The 21,136-nt window shown below is 35.7% G+C and carries 12 protein-coding genes; 3 read left to right on the forward strand and 9 right to left on the reverse strand.

Annotated features, from left to right (window positions below):
- Window positions 1–46: 46 nt before the first annotated feature.
- The gene (locus BLT04_RS01345) at window positions 47–2,299 is read right to left on the reverse strand and encodes a glycoside hydrolase family 20 protein (protein WP_228421883.1); all 2,253 of its coding nucleotides are present in this window, start codon (window positions 2,297–2,299) and stop codon (window positions 47–49) included.
- A gap of 106 nt (window positions 2,300–2,405) precedes the next feature.
- On the opposite strand from BLT04_RS01345, the gene BLT04_RS01350 reads away from it, so the two are divergent.
- Window positions 2,406–3,218 (forward strand): DUF4197 domain-containing protein, encoded by an 813-nt coding sequence (locus tag BLT04_RS01350; protein WP_170828407.1) that lies wholly within the window; start codon window positions 2,406–2,408, stop codon window positions 3,216–3,218.
- A gap of 255 nt (window positions 3,219–3,473) precedes the next feature.
- Here BLT04_RS01350 and BLT04_RS01355 read toward each other — a convergent pair whose 3' ends face one another.
- Complete coding sequence (locus tag BLT04_RS01355; protein WP_089752934.1) at window positions 3,474–4,127, reverse strand: CoA transferase subunit B; 654 nt, start codon at window positions 4,125–4,127, stop codon at window positions 3,474–3,476.
- A gap of 424 nt (window positions 4,128–4,551) precedes the next feature.
- Between BLT04_RS01355 and BLT04_RS01360 the strand changes: the two genes are divergently transcribed.
- The gene (locus BLT04_RS01360) at window positions 4,552–6,357 is read left to right on the forward strand and encodes an ABC transporter ATP-binding protein (protein ID WP_089752937.1); all 1,806 of its coding nucleotides are present in this window, start codon (window positions 4,552–4,554) and stop codon (window positions 6,355–6,357) included.
- A gap of 61 nt (window positions 6,358–6,418) precedes the next feature.
- Here BLT04_RS01360 and BLT04_RS01365 read toward each other — a convergent pair whose 3' ends face one another.
- Together BLT04_RS01365 and BLT04_RS01370 are read right to left on the reverse strand one after the other, a co-directional pair.
- Window positions 6,419–7,120 (reverse strand): CoA transferase subunit A, encoded by a 702-nt coding sequence (locus BLT04_RS01365; RefSeq protein ID WP_089752938.1) that lies wholly within the window; start codon window positions 7,118–7,120, stop codon window positions 6,419–6,421.
- A 180-nt stretch (window positions 7,121–7,300) separates the two neighbouring features.
- A complete protein-coding gene (locus BLT04_RS01370; RefSeq protein ID WP_089752940.1) occupies window positions 7,301–10,042 on the reverse strand; it encodes a fibronectin type III domain-containing protein in 2,742 nt (913 codons plus the stop codon).
- A gap of 289 nt (window positions 10,043–10,331) precedes the next feature.
- Here BLT04_RS01370 and rplS point away from each other — a divergent pair, with 289 nt between their 5' ends.
- Window positions 10,332–10,688: a 50S ribosomal protein L19 gene (rplS, locus tag BLT04_RS01375; RefSeq protein ID WP_089752943.1), complete on the forward strand. Its 357-nt coding sequence runs from the start codon at window positions 10,332–10,334 to the stop codon at window positions 10,686–10,688.
- A gap of 571 nt (window positions 10,689–11,259) precedes the next feature.
- On the opposite strand, the gene BLT04_RS01380 is transcribed toward rplS, so the two are convergent.
- The 5 genes from BLT04_RS01380 to rpsA form a co-directional block, all read right to left on the reverse strand.
- Entirely contained in the window at window positions 11,260–12,255 is a 996-nt protein-coding gene (locus BLT04_RS01380) for an alpha/beta fold hydrolase (protein ID WP_089752945.1), read from the reverse strand.
- Window positions 12,256–12,337: 82 nt separating this feature from the next.
- A complete protein-coding gene (locus tag BLT04_RS01385; protein WP_089752947.1) occupies window positions 12,338–13,318 on the reverse strand; it encodes an EamA family transporter in 981 nt (326 codons plus the stop codon).
- 122 nt (window positions 13,319–13,440) lie between these two features.
- The gene (locus BLT04_RS01390) at window positions 13,441–16,053 is read right to left on the reverse strand and encodes a T9SS-dependent M36 family metallopeptidase (protein ID WP_228421884.1); all 2,613 of its coding nucleotides are present in this window, start codon (window positions 16,051–16,053) and stop codon (window positions 13,441–13,443) included.
- Window positions 16,054–16,202: 149 nt separating this feature from the next.
- On the reverse strand, window positions 16,203–18,803 hold the full coding sequence (locus BLT04_RS01395; RefSeq protein WP_185114301.1) for a T9SS-dependent M36 family metallopeptidase: 2,601 nt from the start codon (window positions 18,801–18,803) through the stop codon (window positions 16,203–16,205).
- A 220-nt stretch (window positions 18,804–19,023) separates the two neighbouring features.
- Window positions 19,024–20,814 carry a 30S ribosomal protein S1 gene (gene rpsA / locus BLT04_RS01400; protein ID WP_089752953.1) on the reverse strand — a complete coding sequence of 597 codons (1,791 nt, stop codon included), beginning with the start codon at window positions 20,812–20,814 and terminating at the stop codon, window positions 19,024–19,026.
- Window positions 20,815–21,136: the final 322 nt, after the last annotated feature.

Here is a 21,136-nt window from a genome sequence, read left to right on the forward strand (position 1 = left end):
TAGGTATTAGTATTTAGGAACTAGGGCTTAGAAAAACTGTAAAAGTTTAGTTTACTCTGATTTCATCAACAAAAAGCCATGCTTTTGAATCTGCTCCCGGATTTCCGGCCGGTATAATTCCTGCGTTTTCTATTTTAATTTTAATATATTTTGAATTTTGGTTTCCTACGTTTAATTTAATTTTCCCTTTTGCATTCTGGATCTCATCTTTTCCTATTTCCTTGATCATTTTGAAATTTTTATTATCATCAGAAACAAAAATTTGGGCGGATTTTGCCATATGTATCCAACTGCCTTTATTTTCTAATGTATTAAAATAAACTTCCGTAAAATTAGTTTTATTTCCGAAATCAATTGTTGCCACAACATCTTTTCCCTGAAAACCGAGCCACGTTTTACCTAACTGCCTTTGATTTCCAATAATTCCGTCAATTAAAGTGAAAGCTCCACCGAAAGAATAATTTTCGCTCGGCTGTTGTTCTAAAGTAATATTTTTTCCTGTTGATTTTGAAATTGTAAATTGTTGAGAAGAAACTGCACTTTTTAATTGTCCGTTTTCAAAATAAGCTGATTTAACGGTCATTGATTTCGAAACAGGAATCGGGTTTTGATAAGCCTGAGAATTAGAATTCGGGTTTGTTTCATCTAAAGTATATCGGATCCCGCTTGGATTTTGTGAAGTTGAAAGCTCATAAACCACTCCATTATTTTTCGGAATTACCTTTCCTGAAACATTGTAAATGCTTTTTGCATAATTCACATTCATTTTATCCAAAACCTTGAATTCGTTGATCACTCTTCCTTCAAATTCTTTATAATTTTCCGGATCGGAAGTTCCCCAACCAACTTCTGAAAGTGCCATCAATCTTGGGAAAATCATGTACTGAACCTGTTTAAAATCTTCAATATATTCTGTCCATAAATTCGCCTGAACTCCTAAAATATATTTTGCCTGCTCAGTATTCAATTCTGTCGGAATTGGGTTGTATGAATAAACTTTATCCAAAGGCGTAAATCCACCAAAAGCATTAGGTTCCGTTGCAGGATCTCCCTGATAGTGATCAAAATAACAATAAGATCCCGGAGTCATTACAGCAAAATGATTTGATTTTGCGGCTTCAATTCCTCCGTTTACGCCCGTCCAGCTCATGACAGCAGCATTTGGCGCTAATCCGCCTTCCAGAATCTCGTCCCAGCCGATGATTTTTCGCCCTTTAGAATTGACATATTTTTCAATTCTGTGGATGAAATAACTCTGCAATCCATGTTCATCTTTTAAATTATTTTTCTTGATTAATTCCTGACAATGAGCACATTCCTTCCATCTTGTTTTCGGGCATTCATCACCACCAATGTGGATATATTTTGAAGGAAAAAGAACCATCACCTCATCCAAAACATTTTCTAAAAACTTAAAAGTCTCGTCTTTCGGGCAAAAAACATCATCAAAAACGCCCCATTTTGTGGCGGGTTCGAAAGGTCCTTTTGTACATGCCAATTCAGGGTATGCCGCTAATGCAGCCAAAGCATGTCCCGGCATTTCAATTTCCGGAACTACTGTAATATGTCGATCCTGAGCATATTTTACAACATCTTTTATCTGATCCTGCGTGTAAAAATAGGGGCCGTAAGGTTTTCCGTCAAAAGTATTGTCAACATAAGCCCCAATCATTGATTCTTTACGTTTTGAACCGATTTGCGTTAATTTCGGATATTTTTTAATTTCAATTCTCCAACCCTGATCATCTGTCAAATGCCAATGAAATGTATTTAATTTATACATTGCTAAATAATCGATATACTTTTTCACTTCCTCAACGGTGAAGAAATGACGGCAAACATCCAAATGCATCCCTCGCCAGGCAAATTTTGGCTGATCTTCAATTTTTAAGGCTGGAATTTGCTGATCATTTTTAAATTCTTCAAATAACTGAATCAATGTCTGAAGTGCTAAAAAATATCCCTGTTTTGTATAAGATTTAATTAAGATCTGTTTTGGTGTGATTTCCAGTGAGTAAAATTCATCATTTTGTGTTGAATTTTTTGATTTTGAAAGCTGCGAATAGACCAAACATGCCTTTGATTTATCTGAATTTTGAAATTTTAACCTTGAATTTAAGCTCTTTTTAAAATATTCCGTTTCTTCTTTTGGCAGGTCATTACTTAATGTAAAAACATCAGAAATAGTAAATTTTCCTTCAGAAAGTTGTAAATTTTGAGGATAAGGGATTAAATTTAGTTTTTTTTGAGAAAAAAGTACATTTGAAAACAGAATAAAAAGAAGCAGCAAATAACGCATTATTGGATATAATTAAGGTTTTGGCTAATATAATTATTTTCTGAAAACTTCTATAAGATTTTAACCTATTACATAATAAATCATCTAAATTTGCAAAAAATATAAGATGAGAAAAACTTTTTTCCTGGCTGCAGGACTATTCATTTCAGTTTCGACACAGGCACAAATTTTAGACATTATCAAATCAACCGTAAAGGATAAAACGGGAATTGATCTTACAAAACCTGTACAAACCGGCACATCGACTACGACTACGACAACAACTCCTACAAAATCAACGTCTACATCTCCTGTAAATTTAGGAAGTCTTACCTCAACACAGATTTCAACAGGGTTAAAAGATGCGCTAAGCCTCGGAGTCACAGAAGGCGTTAAAAAACTGGCTGTAACAGATGGTTTTTTTAAAAATGAAGCCGTAAAAATCTTAATGCCTGAAAAATTAAGAAAAATCGACACTACACTTCGTGCCGTTGGTTTGGGAAGTTTAGCCGATCAGGGGGTGAAATTGCTTAACAGAGCTGCCGAAGATGCTGTAACTGAAGCGACTCCGATTTTCACCAAAGCAATTACGTCTATGACCATTACAGATGCAAAAAATATTCTTTTAGGCTCTGATAATGCGGCAACAAACTATTTACAGACTAAAACTCAAAGCCAGTTATTTACAGCTTTCCAGCCAAAAGTAAAGGCTTCTTTGGGAAAAGTGGGTGCTGATTCTGTTTGGAAAAGCTTAATTTCTAAATACAATACCCTAACGGGGCAGGCTGTAAGCACCGATCTTAACGAATATGTAACCACAGAAACCATCAACGGCGTATTTAAAATGGTGGCACAGAAAGAAAGCGGAATCAGAAATAATTCTGTAATGAGAACGACGAGTATTTTGCAGAAAGTGTTTGGGGCGCAGGATGGTAAATAGTTCTTTTGTCTTGAAACAAAAGAACGAAGAATTCAAGACTTGGAAACTTTCGCTAAAAATTAAAATTTAATCCTAAAATTCCCAAAACTTGCGCGAATTTATTATTTGTTCTTCGGTTCAAAATTTGTCTCGCGCTTCAACAGTGGGAATTTTTTTAACGGATTAATTTTTAATTTTCTTAACGCTACATTTTCCTATGTCGATTAAATTACGTATAAAAAAACCTTGTCTCAATCGACAAGGTTTTGTTTTTATTTAGAATTGCATTTCAGGAATTTCTCCTTCAATGATCAGATCTGCTTCGGTAGATTTTATGATGTGTTCCACGGAAATTCCCGGTGCTCTTTCAACCAATTTAAAACCAGCGGGAGTTACGTCTAAAACTGCCAATTCGGTGACCACTCTTTTCACGCAGTTTACACCGGTTAAAGGAAGTGTACATTTTTTAAGAATTTTACTTTCTCCTGCTTTGTTGACATGCATCATCGCAACAATAATATTTTCGGCAGAAGCTACCAAATCCATGGCGCCGCCCATTCCTTTTACCATTTTTCCTGGAATTTTCCAGTTGGCGATATCTCCGTTTTCAGAAACTTCCATTGCTCCAAGAATGGTAAGATCAACTTTCTGACCTCTGATCATCCCGAAACTAAAGGCAGAATCGAAGAATGAGCCGCCTTCTAAAATAGTGATCGTTTGTTTTCCCGCGTTGATGATGTCTGCATCTTCTTCACCTTCAAAAGGGAAAGGTCCCATTCCCAACACTCCGTTTTCACTTTGGAATTCTACGGAAATACCTTCTGGCACGTAGTTGGCAACCAAAGTCGGGATTCCTATTCCAAGGTTTACATAGTAGCGGTCTTTGAGTTCTTTTGAAATTCTTTGAGCAATTTGTTCTTTTGTGAGCATATTAAAAACTTAGCCTGCAATTTAAATATTTTCACTTGAATACAAAAGGGCTTTATTATTCAAAATTATGACTATCATCCGAGTTCGGGATAAGCTTTCTTTAATAATATCTTTAGGCAAGTCTCCAGAAATAATAATAAAGCTGTTTAAACTTTTTACTTTGAACCATTAAGTTTTGATTAAGATGTTAATAGTATTAAGAACAGCTTCGCTTTTTAGCTTAAAAATAAGGATGATTAAACTTAAATTCTTAATCAAAACTTAATGGTTTAAATATTTGATATTTTTTAATAAGTTTAAACAAATTCAATGTTATTTTTAACACAAAGATTTCTTCTATTTTATGGAATGAAAGATTATTATAAAAATTATTAACACCGTTAGTCAAAATAATATTGTTAATTTTGTGCAATTATTATTAGAAATGAAAATACTTTTAAAATATCTTAAGCCTTACCAATGGCTAATCATTCTTTCTTTGTTTCTGGCAACCGTCAATCAGGTTTTTTCTTTATTTGCGCCGGCCATTACAGGGAATATCCTTGATAAATTGGTTACACATCCCAACTTTTTTGATAAAGAAAAGCTTTTACCCAGAAATATTGACCAATATTTATACGGAGACGGAATTTATCACGGTGTGTTTTACTTTTTAGGATTGCTTATCGGAACAGCGATGGTAAGCCGAATTGCCAAAGCTTTTCAGGATTATGCAGTAAGCGTGATTACTCAGAAATTTGGCGCGAAAATATTTACAGACGGCTTAAAACACTCAATGGCACTGCCTTATCAGGAATTTGAGGACCAGAGAAGTGGTGAAACGTTGTCGATTTTAACGAAAGTAAGAGAAGATACTGTAAAATTTATCACGAGCTTTATTAATATTTTCTTCGGAATTTTGGTGAGTATTATTTTCGTTTCGGTGTATGCGATCCGTTTGCATTGGTCGATTATGCCGGTGTACATCTGCGGAATTTTCCTGATTGCCTTTATTACCAATTTGTTAAGTAAAAGAATCAAAAGCATTCAAAAAAATATCGTTTCGGAAACCACAGCTTTAGCCGGAAGTACCACGGAAAGTTTAAGAAATATCGAAATTGTTAAAAGTTTAGGATTAACCAATCAGGAAGTGATCCGTTTGAATAATAATACATATAAAATTCTTGGACTTGAGCTTAGAAAGGTGAAAAGCATCCGTTCTTTAAGCTTTATTCAGGGAACGATGGTGAATTTTCTGCAGCAGATGATTACCATGACCTTATTATTATTAATTTTTAAAAACATTGTAACTCCGGGGCAGTATTTGTCACTTATGTTTTATGGATTTTTTATTTTCGGACCGATGCAGGAAATCGGGAATATCATCATTTCTTACCGTGAAGCAGAAGCTTCTCTTTTTAATTTTGATAATTTAATGAAAAAAGAAGTGGAAGAAAAACCACTTCATCCCAAACAAATTGGCGCGATTGAAGAACTGGAATTTAAACACGTTTCCTTCAAGCATCAATCGGCTCAATATAAAGCATTGAATAATATTTCTTTTGATGTTAAAAACGGTGAAACCATTGCTTTTGTCGGGCCGAGCGGTTCAGGAAAAAGTACGTTGGTAAAATTGCTTGTCGGATTGTACAGGCCTCAGGAAGGGAATATTTTTTATAATTCTATTAACGGAAAGGAATTTGATTTTGATGAATTGAGGAATCAAATAGGTTTTGTAACCCAGGATACCCAACTTTTTGCAGGAACCATTAAAGAAAATCTTCTTTTTGTAAATCCTGATGCCACAGAAGCGGAACTGGAAATTGCTTTGCAGAAATCAAGCTGTACTGCATTGCTGGAAAGAGCAGAAAAAGGCATCGAAACCGTTATCGGTGAAGGCGGACTGAAATTGAGCGGTGGAGAAAAACAGAGAATTGCCATTGCAAGAGCACTTTTAAGAAAGCCTCATTTATTGATTTTTGATGAAGCAACTTCAGCATTGGACAGCATTACCGAAGAAGAAATAACCTCTACGATCAAAGATATTTCTAAAGAAAAAGAACAAATTACGGTTCTCATTGCGCACCGTTTAAGCACGATTATGCATGCAGACCGAATTTATGTTCTGGAACGCGGACAGGTTATAGAAATGGGCTCCCACGATAATTTAATTGCTGAAAAAGGCTTGTATTACGCGATGTGGCGACAACAGATCGGGGAAAGGAAAATGCTTATTTCACCGGAAGCATAATATAAATAAAGCGCTGAAATAATTCAGCGCTTTGTTTTTATTTTAAATATTTCAAAAAAGATTAATCTCTTTTTCTTACCGTTCTCTGTTCAATTCTTTTTTCAAATTTTTCTCCCTGGAAAATCCTTTGAATCATAATTCCCGGAATGTGAATCTGATTTGGATCTAATTCTCCCGGTGCTACCAATTCTTCAACTTCAGCAATGGTAATTTTTGCTGCACCCGCCATCGGATGATTAAAATTTCTTGCCGAACCTTTGAAAATTAAATTTCCTGCATGATCGCCTTTCCAGGCTTTAACGATAGAAAAATCAGCGTCGTAGGCATGTTCTAAAATATGAGGCTTTCCTTTAAAATCTTTTACTTCCTTACCTTCTGCTACTTCAGTTCCGAAGCCTGCAGGCGTATAAAAGGCAGGAATTCCGGCTTGTGCCGCTCTGCATTTTTCCGCCAAAGTTCCCTGTGGAGTAAGCTCAACTTCTAATTCTCCGGAAAGCATCTGTCTTTCAAACTCGGCATTTTCTCCTACATACGAGGAAACCATCTTCTTGATCTGTCTTTTGTGAAGCAATAAACCCAATCCGAAATCATCAACACCCGCGTTGTTTGAAATGCAGGTAAGATCTTTTACATCGCTCTCTACCAAAGCATTAATTGAGTTTTCAGGAATACCGCAAAGTCCGAATCCACCCAACATTAAAGTCATTCCATCCTTAATTCCGTCGATGGCTTCCTTTGCATTTTTTACTCTTTTATCTATCATGAAACATTAGATTTTTCTGTTGGCTAAATTTAATAATTTTTATTATATTCTGTTCTTAATAATCAGAAAAAGCGAGAAGTTATCTTCCCGCTTTTTATTAATCTAGTCATTGTTTGATTGGATTTTATCCAATCCTGTAATAAATCGTCCTTTCGGGACTTTCTTATTATATTTTATATTTTACTGAACAATCAATTTTAATGTAAATAATTTTCTTGTGTGAACTTTCACGAAATACACGCCTTTCGGAAGATTTTCATTCACTAAAGAGAACCTTTGATTTTGAACATTATCTGATTTGTAAAGCAACTCTCCGGATGCGGAAAGCAATTCAATTTTCTCGATAGGATAATCACTTTTTATGAATGTCGGCTGTCCCGGCTTTGTAGGATTCGGATATAAGATCACATTCTTTTCTGTTGAGTTTTTCACTTCATCCGTTCCTAAGCTTGCCCCCATTACCTGGAACTGCACTCTATTTGAAACCTCTGTATATGAATCATTTGTAAACATTACCATATAATAATTCCCTGGGGTTGTCGGTAACGCTGTACCCTGCATTGTCTTTGTACCCTGTGTAATTCCGTCAAAATAGGTATAAGAAATAAAGTTATCATCCGGTGTTGTGATACTTTGAGGATAAATTCCCAGCCAGTCTTTGATAATTCCAGGAGAATCCGTCCAGGAGGCGGTGATATTTTCACCTAAAGTATAAACAGGCTTGTTGATCCAAAGCTCGGTAACGATGTCTCCCACTTTAAAGAAAACTTTTTCGCCAATTGCTGTATATCCATCTTCCAGGAAATACTGAGCATAATAATAACCTTTCGGAAGCCCTGTAAAACTCAATGTTCCCGCAGGTGTTGTCACATAACTCCATTTAATAGAAGGTGTCGGTCCCGGAACCTGACCCATTTTGTAAATTCCGATCCAGTCTTTAACCAAATTTGGTCCGTTTGTAAAATTAACTGTAACTGTTCCGCCTACAGGATAAGTATCTGCCGTTGTGGTCAATACAACTTTCGGCCCTACATAGAAATTTTTTCTTGGTGTAATTTCTGTGTATCCGTTGTTTGCGAAAAACCCTGCGAAATACTGACCTTTATTTGCAATTCCGTTCGGGAAAGTAGCTGTTCCGGCAGTTTGACCGTTTGTGTAAAGGTATGCCTGTGAAGTTACGGATGCTGGGGTTTGTCCTTTTTTATAAATTCCCACCCAATCCTGCTGATTTCCTGGACCATCTGTGAAAGTTGCGGTAATTGGCTCATTTTGTGCATATTCTGTCTTATTTAAAGTAAAAGTAGGATTTGAAACTACACTTCCTGTTACTTCAAATTGTTTTGGATCACTCCAGTCGCTCCACTCTAAATTTCTGTCTCTGTAACGAACTTTCACATAATAAATCCCGTTGGTCACTGAGTTTGAAGCAATGGTAGCTTTCGTAATATCAACGCCTGCGTTTACGTTTTTTGTAATATCGGGTGTTCCGTTTCCATCTTTTCCGAACCAGTCTTCGTAGTCGCGGTAAAATTCTTTTTCAATCACAGAAAAATCCGCTGCTTTGCTGATTAAGAATTGAGTTGTATTTAATAATTCTCCGTTTGTCGTGGAAAAAGCGCTTCCATTTAATGTTAAAGGCAAAGTAACCGGAGCTGAAAAAGTGTTTGTAACACTAGGTTTTACAGGTTTCGGCTGATTTTTATACCGGTGAAAACTATCAACCAATTCATTATATTTTTTATGATAAACTCCGCCGATCGAATAAGATTCTACGTTTACTTTTCCGTTGGTAACGTCAACTTCTACGATCTGATACGTCCAGTCAGTCAATGTTTTCTGAACATCATCAAAATCCTGCTCGTTTGACATTCCCCAATACTGATCCCAAGCCGTTCCTCCAGAAATAAGCTGATAATTCGGAGTGTCTTTCAACTGACCTCTGTGGTATAAATGATGGTGCGCTCCGACGTGCATTAAATATTTACTTGAAGTCGTCAAAAGCGGAACCGCATTGTTTCTTACCCAAGTCGAAATATCACCCACATATTGCTCTGCCTGATACGGTCTGTGGCTCAAAGAAATGATCCAATCTACGGTAGGATCGTTGTTTGCTTCATTTAAAATCTGCTGAAGCCAGGTTTGCTGAGCCGAACCTGTGTGTTCTGAGCTTAAGCTTATAAATAAAACATTTCCAGCTTGTTGAGCATAATAATTCTCATTTCCTGAAGAGATGTTTTTGTATTTAATTTCATCAATATAAAAGTGAGCATAGTAAGAATTCATTCCTAAACTTCCGTAAGTCTCGTGATTTCCAACTGTGGTCTGGATCGGAAGATAAGGTGATAATTTAATATTTTTCTTAAAATGTACATTTTCGTAGTGATCCAACGTCCCCACATCTACCTGATCTCCAACCATAAAGGTCAAAGCAACATTGTCTGACGGATCAGAATCCGGTCCGAATTTTTCTTTTAATTTTTTGTAAGCATTCAAAGTTAACGTATCATATCTCGGCTCAGCCTTAATCTGATTGTCACCCATGATCAGAAAACGGATTTTGCCGTTCGCTGTTACAGGCTGTCCCGGCAAAGGAAGGGTTCTGAAATTGTAAATTGCAGATTCTCTGTTGCCCGTTTTTATTTTGTAATAATACTTTGTGTTGGGCTGTAAATTGGCGATTTTTGCGGTGTGGTAATAATAATTGTTATTATAGCCTGTGTCTGAAAAAATATTAGTCGTTCCTGTGAAAGTAACATTTAAATTGGTTTCCGATGTTCCGTAAGTCACTGTTGTTTCGTTATCAGAAGATGTTTTCCAGTTGACGATCATCGAAGTGGGCGTCGGATTTTGCAAATAGGGAAACAACGCCTGCCCAAATGCCATCTGGACGACAAAAAAGAAAAAAAATAAGTACTGTTTCATTGTAGTTCTGTTTAAGTGTGTCTGTTTTAAAATTGTGTGTCAGGATTTGAAAAGCATTGATTGATTGCTTTTTACCATCGTGCAAAAGTAAAGTTCCCATATAAACTCAGTCTAATGGGAACTTAAAGGAAGTGTTAATTTTTGAGCAAAATTTCTCTTAAAACTTTATGTTATTTAATGTTTAATTGTTTGGAATATTTGAAAAGTATTTCATATATTTGCAACCTGTTATTCAACCTCTGACGAAGTCCGTGTAAGTTGCTTAGCCTAAACATTTTATTTATTAATAATGGATTTATTAAAGTACGTACAAGACAAGTACATTACAAAAAAAGAATTCCCAGAATTCAAAGCCGGTGATACAATCACTGTGTATTACGAAATTAAAGAAGGTCAAAAAACAAGAACTCAGTTCTTCAAAGGGACAGTTATCCAATTAAGAGGTACTGGTTCTACAAAAACTTTCACTATCAGAAAAATGTCTGGTGATGTAGGTGTAGAAAGAGTTTTCCCTATCAACATGCCTGCTCTTCAAAAAATTGAACTTGACAGAAGAGGTAAAGTTAGAAGATCTAGAATCTATTACTTCAGAGATCTTAGAGGTAAGAAAGCTAGAATCAAGGATGCTTCTTACAAAAAGAAATAATTCAGACAACAATACATACAAAAAGAGGCTGTTCATATTTGAGCAGCCTCTTTTTATTTTTGCCATTTCGAACAGACTGAAGGTGCGAATGTGGTTCAGGAGCGATGAAGTAATCTCAAACTATTTAAATTACTCATCATCGATTACTTTTTATTATTTAACTATTTGACTACGTCGAATCGTTATTTTTATTTATTTTAAGGAGCTATTTGATTACATCGAAAAGCTGTTTTATTTTTTATTTGAAGCTTTTTCCCGCTTTCCGCACTCGCTATTTTTAGGTTTCGGCGGCGGCAAAGCCGCCGCCGAAACCTAAAAATGAGCTCAGACAAATGCTACAATCGGGGCTAGGTCTTTGTTGCTTCATCAACAGCCGAAGCTTTGTCAAGGTTTAAAATTTTTACAAGACTCTCAACATAAAGGCTAAGACCTACAATAGTTGTCATAAAAATTCAACAATTTTTCTATCATTCCGTAGGAATCTCTATAAGACTTTCACGATTTGATCCCTAAAAAATAGGTTTAGATTCCTACGGAATGACAAAATGGCTGTTTAATTTTACTGTCGAAATTATTTAATAAAATCATACAAAGCATTCCAGAATTTATCATAAACCTCAATATGCGGAAGATGCCCTACATTATCAATTTCCACTAATTTTGATCCGGGAATCTGCTGCTGGGTTTTCTTTCCTAATTCCTGATACTGTCCCATCTTCGGTTGTAATTCTTTTGGTGCCCTTTCCTTTCCTATCGCGGTTCTGTCTCTCGTCCCGATGATTAATAAGGTCGGAACTTTAATATTTTTAAACTCATAACAAACCGGTTGATTATAAATCATATCCGATGTCAAAGCCGCATCCCAAGCTACTTTCGGATAATCAGGATGCAATGTCCAGCCTACAATTAAATCAAGCCACGGCTGGTATTCTGCTTTCCATTTATTGTCGTAGTAAAATTTTAACTGATAATTTTTGTAAGATTCAGCCGTATTTTTTAATTCCGACTGATAAGCCTGATCGATAGTCTGATAAGATGCAAAAGTTTTATAATCCTCCAGCCCAATTGGATTTTCTAAAATTAATTTCTGAACTTTTTCAGGGTAAAGCAATACAAACCTGGTCGCGACCATCCCTCCCATCGAGTGACCTAACACTATCGTTTTATCAATTTTCAATTCATCCAAAATCGCTTTTGTATTTTCTGCCAATTGTGAAAAAGAGAACTGATAGCTTTGAGGTTTTGAAGACTTTCCAAAGCCAATCTGATCGGGAATAATTACCCTGAAACCTTTGTCTGAAAGATCATTTGCCGTCTGTTTCCAATACGCTCCGTTGAAATTTTTGCCGTGGAGAAGAAGTATTGTTTTTCCATTAGAATTTCGGGGCTTTACATCCATATAAGCCATTTTAAGCTCCTGATTCTGAGTTTTTAAATCAAGAAAATGAACTTCATAAGGATATTGATAATTTGAAAGCTCGGCATCCAAAGGTTTTATCTGCGAAAACAATAAATTAGGAGTGATTGTTAGCATTAAAATCACAACAGCATTCTTAAAATATTTCATGAGATTTATTTTATTTATTAAAATTAAAAAACCGTTCCAAAAGAAACGGTTTTTATCATTATTTTTAATTTAATTAATATTTTTATGATGCTTCTGTCAAGATAAGCTCTTTTTTTGAAGGTAAATTCATCAAAACAATGGCGAAAAGAATTAAGGCAATTCCTATCCATTGAATAAAAACAACCTGCTCTCCCAACAAAACAAAAGCCATTGTTACAGAAACCGGAAGTTCTAATGATGAAACAATGCTTCCCAATCCCAATCCTGCATTCGGAAAACCAATATTAAATAAAATCGGCGGAATAACGGTTCCAAACAAAGAAAGAATCAGCCCGTATTTCCAAAGGATTGAGTAATCAAAAGAGTGAATATGTTGCGTATTTTCTGTAAAATGTAAGTAAAAAGATTTTAATCCGTCAAAATAAAGCGGACCGATCTGGGCAAAAAACAGAAATATAAATACTACAATCGATCCTCCGCAAAGCATAATAATACTTTTCCTGAAAACAGGAAGATGTGTCGCTAATGTATTGGATGTGAACATTGTAAGCGTATAAGATGCAGCTGCCATTAATCCCCAGAAAACACCTTTCCAATCTAGTTTGATATCAACATTAATAAGATTGGTTGCTAAAACAGTTCCTATTAAAACAATAATTACTGAGGCAATTTTTCTTGCATTAGGTAGGCTTTTAGTTAAAAAGCTTTCAACTACAACACTAAACCAAACTGACTGCATTAATAATACAATGGCTATTGAAACCGCAATATACTGAACAGCAATATAATAGAATAAACTTGTACACCCGAGAGAAGTCCCGGCCAGCAGCAGCATTTTAAACTCTTTTGAAGTCGGAGATGCCAATGTCTGTTTTGAGGTAATTGTCTGAATAAAATTCAGGACCAAAAGCCCAACCAATCCTAATATAAACTGAGAAGTTGTAACCTCTGAGGTCGTGTAGCCCTCTTCATAAGCCAACTTTACAAATGTCGCTAACATACCATATATACTAGCACCAATTCCTACAAATAAAACTCCTTTTAGTATATTTTTCTTCTTCATATCTTTTTTCGAGCCTGCAAAGGTACAATATATTCCTTAAAACATCTTAATCATCATTATTATAGATAAATAAAATCGCCGCAAGCTTTGCTTGCGGCGATTCAAATAGTATTTCAAAAAAATTATTTTTTAACTACAACTTTAGAGGCTGCTTCAATAGCAAGCCCTTTTACTTTAACCATATAGGTTCCGTTTACTAATTTATCTGTAGAAATTGCTTTTTTAGCATCAGGAGAAATTTTATCTTCTGAAGAAACTAATTTTCCGGACATATCGTAAATCTCAACACTTACTTTTCCGAGTGTATTATTCGGAAAATTGATAAAGAATTCATTTTTAGCAGGATTCGGATAGATTGAAATGGAGTTGTTAACTGCTTTTACCTCATTAGTAGCCAACAGACATTCAGATGGAACAGTAAAGTCTTCTACCTGATCATTAATATTGGTTTTACTACCCGCAGAAGCACTAACTCCCAATCCTCTTTTTGCAAAAGCTTTCCAGATCATACATTTATCTGCACCTCCAGTAGCAGCTAAATCTGCAGCCAAAATTGCATTTCTTCCATCAATAAATGTAGGGTAACATGCCTGAAGCTTTAATCCGTTTGTAACCATTTGTAATACCCTTGAACTACCATTGGTAGCATTAGCTGTTACATCAGAAGAATAACCATATTTAGCTACATATTGCCAATGCAGATCCCATAACATCGTTGCCCAAACAAAACCGATAGAGTGTACATTAGGAAGCAAAACTCCATTGGAAAGAAACTCCATTCCATTGGTGCTACCATATGTATAATTATTAACAGAAAAATCCGGTGAATATTTGGCCGGGCGTATCCCTCCACCCGTAGTTAATTGGCCGGTAGCATAAGTTCCCATTCCTCTTGGCACAGATGCATTATCACCTGGTTGATTTGTAAGCATTATAGCAAAAAAATCAGACCATCCTTCACCCATTTGTTCTTTATCGGCCGATGAGCTTAAACAGGTATATCCGTCTCCCGTCAATCTATTGGAAATACCATGGCCATATTCATGAGTAATAATACCATTATCAAAATCTCCATCAGGTGTTACACTTGTAGCCGGATCATTTTTCAAGGTAACATTTACTGTAGTTGATGCAGACAACTGACTTTTAATATATTCTCCTTCAGTATTATCAATTAGAACAGAAGGGATTGTAATAGTAGCGTCAGTTCCGCTCATTCCACCAACCGCAGCAGACGTCGGGGCATTATAGATGATGGCTGCAGTTGCTCCAGCATTTTGAGCATTTTTTACTTTAACTGTAAAAGCACATGTGCCTCTTTCCACTAAACCTATTTTTCCCGTAAGTGAACCAGCCGGCAGGGCTGTACATCCGTCTAAGACTGATGATAACTGCACATTTCCAGTAACCCCCGCTGCGTTTAAAGCAGGTCCAAACTGTGCTGTTCCTACATTTGGCTGACGCGGAACGGCTGCACCGGGTGCATTATATAAAAACATTCTATTAATGCTTGACCATAAATACATTTGCATCACTCCGTTGCCACCGTCAGCTGGTGTCCCAAAATTGGCATTATTGGTTCCTCCCCCATCTTGAGCTTCAGCTTCTACATAGTCATTTCCTACACCACCAAGTCCAAAATTATTTTGTTGAAAATTTCTTGCAGATTCCGTAAATCCAAATTTGTAAAAAACATCATGAACCTTATTATTCATATAGAATAAATTGGTAATTGCGGCGCTTTGATTAGCAGCAGGAGTTCCATTTGTACTATATGGAAAATTAAAGTTTCTGGTAGCTCCACCATCAGGAGAAAATCCAGGGGCATCAGCATCTGCGGTATCTTCATAAGCATACACATTATTTCCTCTTGTATTTGTATAATGATTTGTGCCGTCAGAATGCCATCCTTCGGGAGAAGAAGTTAAAATCCAGGGATTGCTGACAACAGATCTCGAACCAAAAGTTGGAGCTTCTATCGGCAGGGCAAATATATTATAGGAAGCGTTATCCGGAGTTAAGATAGAAAATGAAGACTTTTGTGATGCATAATTATCTAAAAATTCAGGTAAGTTTTTTTTTACGATTTCAGCATTGGAATGATCATGAGAATAAGCATCAGGATAAAAATTACATGATACTGTTAAATTATTTTTGCCAATAATTTCACCATTACCTGCATCTACTAAAATATTCCAATAATTTGAAGATTTTGGTTCTTTTAATGTAAATTCATAAGCTAAACGAAGATTTCCATTTGTGTCATTGGCATATACTAATCGTTGTTTCGCAGACTGTGAATTATTGTTATCTTGTTCGAAAAAACCTAAAATAGATAAATTTGAAATATCTTGGTTTCCCAAATCATCTGCAATTTTACTGAGAGCTGTATTTTTATTAATTACTGCAAAACCCGAGGCAGCCTGCCCATAATTTTTAACGAAATTATCGGTATAATAAACAACTTTATTATCCTTAATCAATGCTGTCCCGACGGAGCTGTATACAGGAAATCCATTGTAAGTCTGCTGAAATTTCACAACATTTCCATGTAATGATTTTGAATCATCAACATTTTCAATAATAAAATTTGCCAGATCAGATTTTTTATATTCCCTTATTTTGTTTTGAGAAATATAATCTTTAATCAATTTTTCATTTTCCTGTGAAAATAAATTTGAAGATGGCAAAACCGCAAGTGCAGCCATTAAAAGTGGTAATTGTATTTTTTTCATATTTATTTAATATATGACCAATTTACAATTACTATTCATTCAAAGGCTATTTTAATTAAATATTCAATAAAAAAATCGCCTCATATGAAGCGATTCTATAATTTTTTAATTTTAAATTATTTATTTCTAAATTTTTTAATTTTTAATGATTATTTTTTTACTATAATTTTAGAAACAGCATCAAAAGCAAGCCCTTTTATCTTAATCATATAGGTTCCGTCAACTAATTTATCTGTAGAAATTGCTTTTTTAGCATCGGGAGAAATTTTATCTTCTGAAGAAACCAATTTACCGGACATGTCGTAAATTTCAACACTTACTTTTCCGAGCGTATTGCTTGGGAAATTGATGTAAAATTCGTTTTTTGCAGGATTTGGATAGACTGAGATGGTATTTTTAACTGATTTTACCTCATCTGTAGCCAATAAGCAGTCTGCAGGCACTGTGGCATCCTCTGTCTGATCATTAATATCTGTCAAGCTTCCCGCAGCTGCATTTACACCCAGCCCTCTTTTGGCAAAAGTTCTCCAGATCATACATCTGTCTGCTCCACCTGTTGTTGCCACATCAGCAGCCAGGATCGCATCTCTACCATTGATAAACGTGGGACTACAAACCTGAAGCTTTAAGGCGTCGGTAACCAGCTGCAAGACTCTTGAGCTGCCGTTTGTAGCATTAGAAGTAACATCAGAAGCGTAACCGTATTTAGCAACATACTGCCAGTGCAGATCCCACAACATGGTAGCCCAGACAAAACCAATTGAATGTACATCCGGAACGATACCGGAACCATTATTGTATTCCATCCCGTTTGTATCACCGTAAGTAAAAGAATTAATGGCAAAATCCGGTGAATATTTTGCAGGTCTGATACCTACACCCGTAGTTCCCTGCCCGATAGGATAAGTTCCCATACCTCTTGGAACAGCAGCATTATCGCCCGGTTTATTGGTCAGCATTAAAGCAAAGAAATCGGACCATCCTTCGCCCATTTGCTCTTTATCATTTCCGGCATTTAAACAGTTATATCCTGATCCTGTCAATCTGTTTGAGATCCCATGGCCATACTCGTGAGTTACGATACCATTATCAAAACTTCCGTCATACCTTGCATCAACTCTTAAAGCAACATTTACGGTTGTAGATGCCGCTAATTTTGATTTAATATATTCTCCTTCGGCATTGGTAATTAATATAGAAGGGATCGTTATCGTGTTATCAACACCTCCCATATTTCCTAAAGTAGAACCGTTGGCCGTATTATTATAAATGATAGCGCCGATAGCTCCTGCATTCTGAGCATTTTTCACTTTTACAGAAAAACCGCATGCAGATCCGCCACCTCTTTCAATTAAGCCGATCTTCCCTGTCATTTCACCTGCAGGTAAAGCGGTACAACCGTCAATAACGCTTGCAAGTTTTACATCTCCGCTTACTCCAACATCATTTAAAGTAGGACCGAACTGCGCAACTCCTGCATTCACAAGCCTTCCGACAGCATCAGAAGGTGCGCTGTAAAACATTTTACGATTTGAAGCGAGCCATAAGTACATTTGCATAACAGGATTATAATTATCCGGATAAGGAGCAAAATTGGCATTGTTAAAACCTCCGCCATCTTGTGACTGTGCAAAAACTTCATCATCATCTAAGCCTCCGTTGCCAAAATTATTACTTTGGAAATTTCTTGCAGATTCTGTAAATCCGAATTTATAGAAAACATCGTGCACCATATTACTTATATAAAATAAGTTGGTAGTGGCAGCCGGTAAATTTGTATAAGTGAGAGCTGTCGAGCTATACGGAAAATCGAAATTTCTTGATGCTCCGCCATTCGGAGAAGTTCCAAATGTGTTTTCGTTATTATCTTTATCATCATAAGCATACACGTTGTTGCCTCTTGTGATTGTGTAATGCGTTGTCCCGTTGGAATGCCATCCTTCAGGTGAAGAAGCTAAAATCCAGGGATTGCTTACGATAGATCTTGATCCGAAAGTCGGAGATTCGATCGGTAAAGGAAAAATATTATAAGATGCGTTATCCGGCACCAAGAAAGGAATGTTTGTATTGTTATTAACACGAGCTCCTTCAAACTGAGGCAATGAAACCATTAAATTTTCATCATGCGAATAGGCATTGTCGCTAAAATTACATGAAAGGTTTAAATTAATTTTACTTAAAATCTTCCCTGTATTGGCATCAACCAAAATATTCCAGTGATTGGTAGTTTTCGGCTCATTCAATAAATATTCATAAGCCAGCCTTAGGTTTTTGTTTTCGTCGGTTGCATAAACAAGACGTTGTTTGGCAGCCGTCATTTTATTGGCCCCTTTTTCAAAAAATGCCATGATCGGCAGGCTTGAAACCTCTTCATTTCCTAAATCCGCAGCGATTTTCTGTAAAGCTGCTTCTTTGGTGATTCCTGCACCATTTGTGTCAGAAGCAACATAATCTTTTATAAATGTGTCGTTATAAAAAGCAATCTTATTATTCTTAACCAATGCTGTACCCACAGAACCATAGACCGGTAATCCGTTATATGTTTGCTGGAACTTTACAACATCTCCATTCATCGACTTTGAATGATCTGTATTGTCAATGATGAAATTGGTAAGGTCAGATTTTTTATATTCCCTAATCTTATTTTGAGAAATATAATCTTTAATCAGTTTATTATTATCTTGCGAAAATAAAGTTATAGGAAATACTGCGAATGCAGCAAATAGAAGTGGTAAAGTTATCTTTTTCATTCTTACTAATAAAGCCGCTAATTTACAAATATTATACATTAAAAAAGTTATTTAACTAATTTTAATTTAACTTAAAATAATATTAAATGTAAAATCTTTATCAAAACTGGTTTTATTAATATTCAAAAATATAAAAATTGGTGACCTTATTTTTCAATAAATCAAAATATAAAAAAAGCCACTCAAAATGAGTGGCTTACATATTTTAATGGTTCAAAGATTATTTACCTTCTTCCATTTTTCTTTTCAATTCTGCTAATGCATCGATATCTCCAAGAGTTGATCTTTCTTCGTTGTTTGAAGAAGAAGATACGTTTCTGTTAGAAGATTCTTTCACATTTTTCTTCTCTTCGTCTCTGAAGATACCTGTGTGAGAAACTACTACTCTCTTGAATTCTTTGTTGAATTCGATTACCTTGAACTGAGCTTCTTCACCTTTTTTGATTTTAGATCCATCTTCTTTCTCTAATAATCTTGAAGGGCAGAAAGCTTCAACCTCAGCATCTTCGAACTGTACAGAAGCACCTTTATCGTGTACTTCTACCGCTTTACCAGCGTGGATAGTTCCTTCAGCATATTTAGTTTCAAATTTATCCCAAGGGTTTTCAGTCAATTGCTTATGACCTAGAGATAATCTTCTAGCCTGGATATCTAATTCAAGAACGATAACGTCTAATTTATCACCTACTGCACAGAACTCAGACGGGTGCTTGATTTTCTTAGTCCAAGAAAGATCAGAGATATAAATTAATCCGTCGATACCTTCTTCTAACTCTACGAATACACCGAAGTTAGTGAAGTTTCTTACAGTTCCAACGTGTTGAGAACCTACCGGATATTTAGCTTCGATATTTTCCCAAGGATCTTTAGACAATTGTTTGATCCCTAGAGAGATTTTTCTTTCTTCTCTATCTAAAGTTAATACTTCAGCTTCTACTTCATCACCTACTTTTACGAAATCTCCTGCAGATCTTAAGTGAGTAGACCAAGACATTTCAGAAACGTGGATCAATCCTTCTACTCCTGGAGCGATTTCTACGAATGCACCATAGTCAGCAAGAACTACTACTTTTCCTTTTACTTTATCTCCAACTTTCATGTCAGCAGAAAGAGCATCCCAAGGATGAGCTTCTAATTGCTTCATACCTAACTGGATTCTTGTTTTCTCATCATCAAAATCAAGGATAACAACTTTTACAGTCTGTCCGTCCTCAAGGATTTCAGATGGGTGGTTCACTCTAGACCAAGAAAGGTCTGTAATGTGGATCAATCCATCAACACCTCCTAAGTCAACGAATACACCGTAAGAAGTAATATTCTTAACAGTACCTTCAAGCACCTGGCCTTTTTCAAGCTGCGCGATGATTTCTTTTTTCTGACCTTCGATATCTGCTTCGATCAATGCTTTGTGAGATACCACTACGTTTTTGAACTCAGGGTTGATTTTCACAACTTTGAACTCCATAGTTTTACCTACGAACTGATCGTAATCTTTAATTGGCTTAACATCAATTTGAGAACCTGGTAAGAATGCCTCGATGCCGTGTACGTCAACGATCATACCACCTTTAGTTCTTGATTTAACAAAACCGTTAACGATTTCTCCAGTTTCGTGAAGTTCGTTTACTCTATCCCAAGCTTTAAGCGTTCTAGCTTTTCTGTGAGATAACTGTAACTGACCGGTTTTGTCTTCTCTTCTGTCAACCATTACTTCCACATCATCACCTACTTTAAGGCCTGGGTTGTAACGGAATTCGTTAAGAGAAATAACACCTTCTGATTTGAAATCGATGTCTACGATAGCTTCTTTATCAGTTAATCTTACAACTTTACCAGTGATAACGTCGTTATCGTTTAAACTGCTTAAAGATCCGTTGTAGATTTCTTCTAAGTCGCTTTTTTCTTTTCTTGCGTCTGCATCAAGACCTGATTCGAAAGAATCCCAATCAAATTGTTCTGGTGCTACGTTTTGGTTTAATAAAACCTCTGCTGAATTTGTCTCTTTTGACATTTTCTAATAAAATTTGTATTCCTTCTTTTTTAAATGGTCTGAATCAATGTGGATGTAAAAAATACGGAAGTAATTAATTTTTAATAATTTACTCTTCAAACCTTTCCCACAAAAGTGGGTGCAAAGATACAACTTTTATTTAAAAGAAACAAGGATTTTAAAGCTATTAAGTTTAATTATAACTTACTAATAATCAGACAATAAATGTTTTGTCATTGCGGGGAGCGAAGCGACGAAGCAATCTTAATTAAAGCATTAAATCATTTAAAAATATTAAAATAAAAAGTTTGTCATTCTGGAAGAATCTCAACGGTATAAATAA

The sequence above is a fragment of the Chryseobacterium soldanellicola genome (assembly GCF_900100115.1).
GTDB lineage: Bacteria > Bacteroidota > Bacteroidia > Flavobacteriales > Weeksellaceae > Chryseobacterium > Chryseobacterium soldanellicola.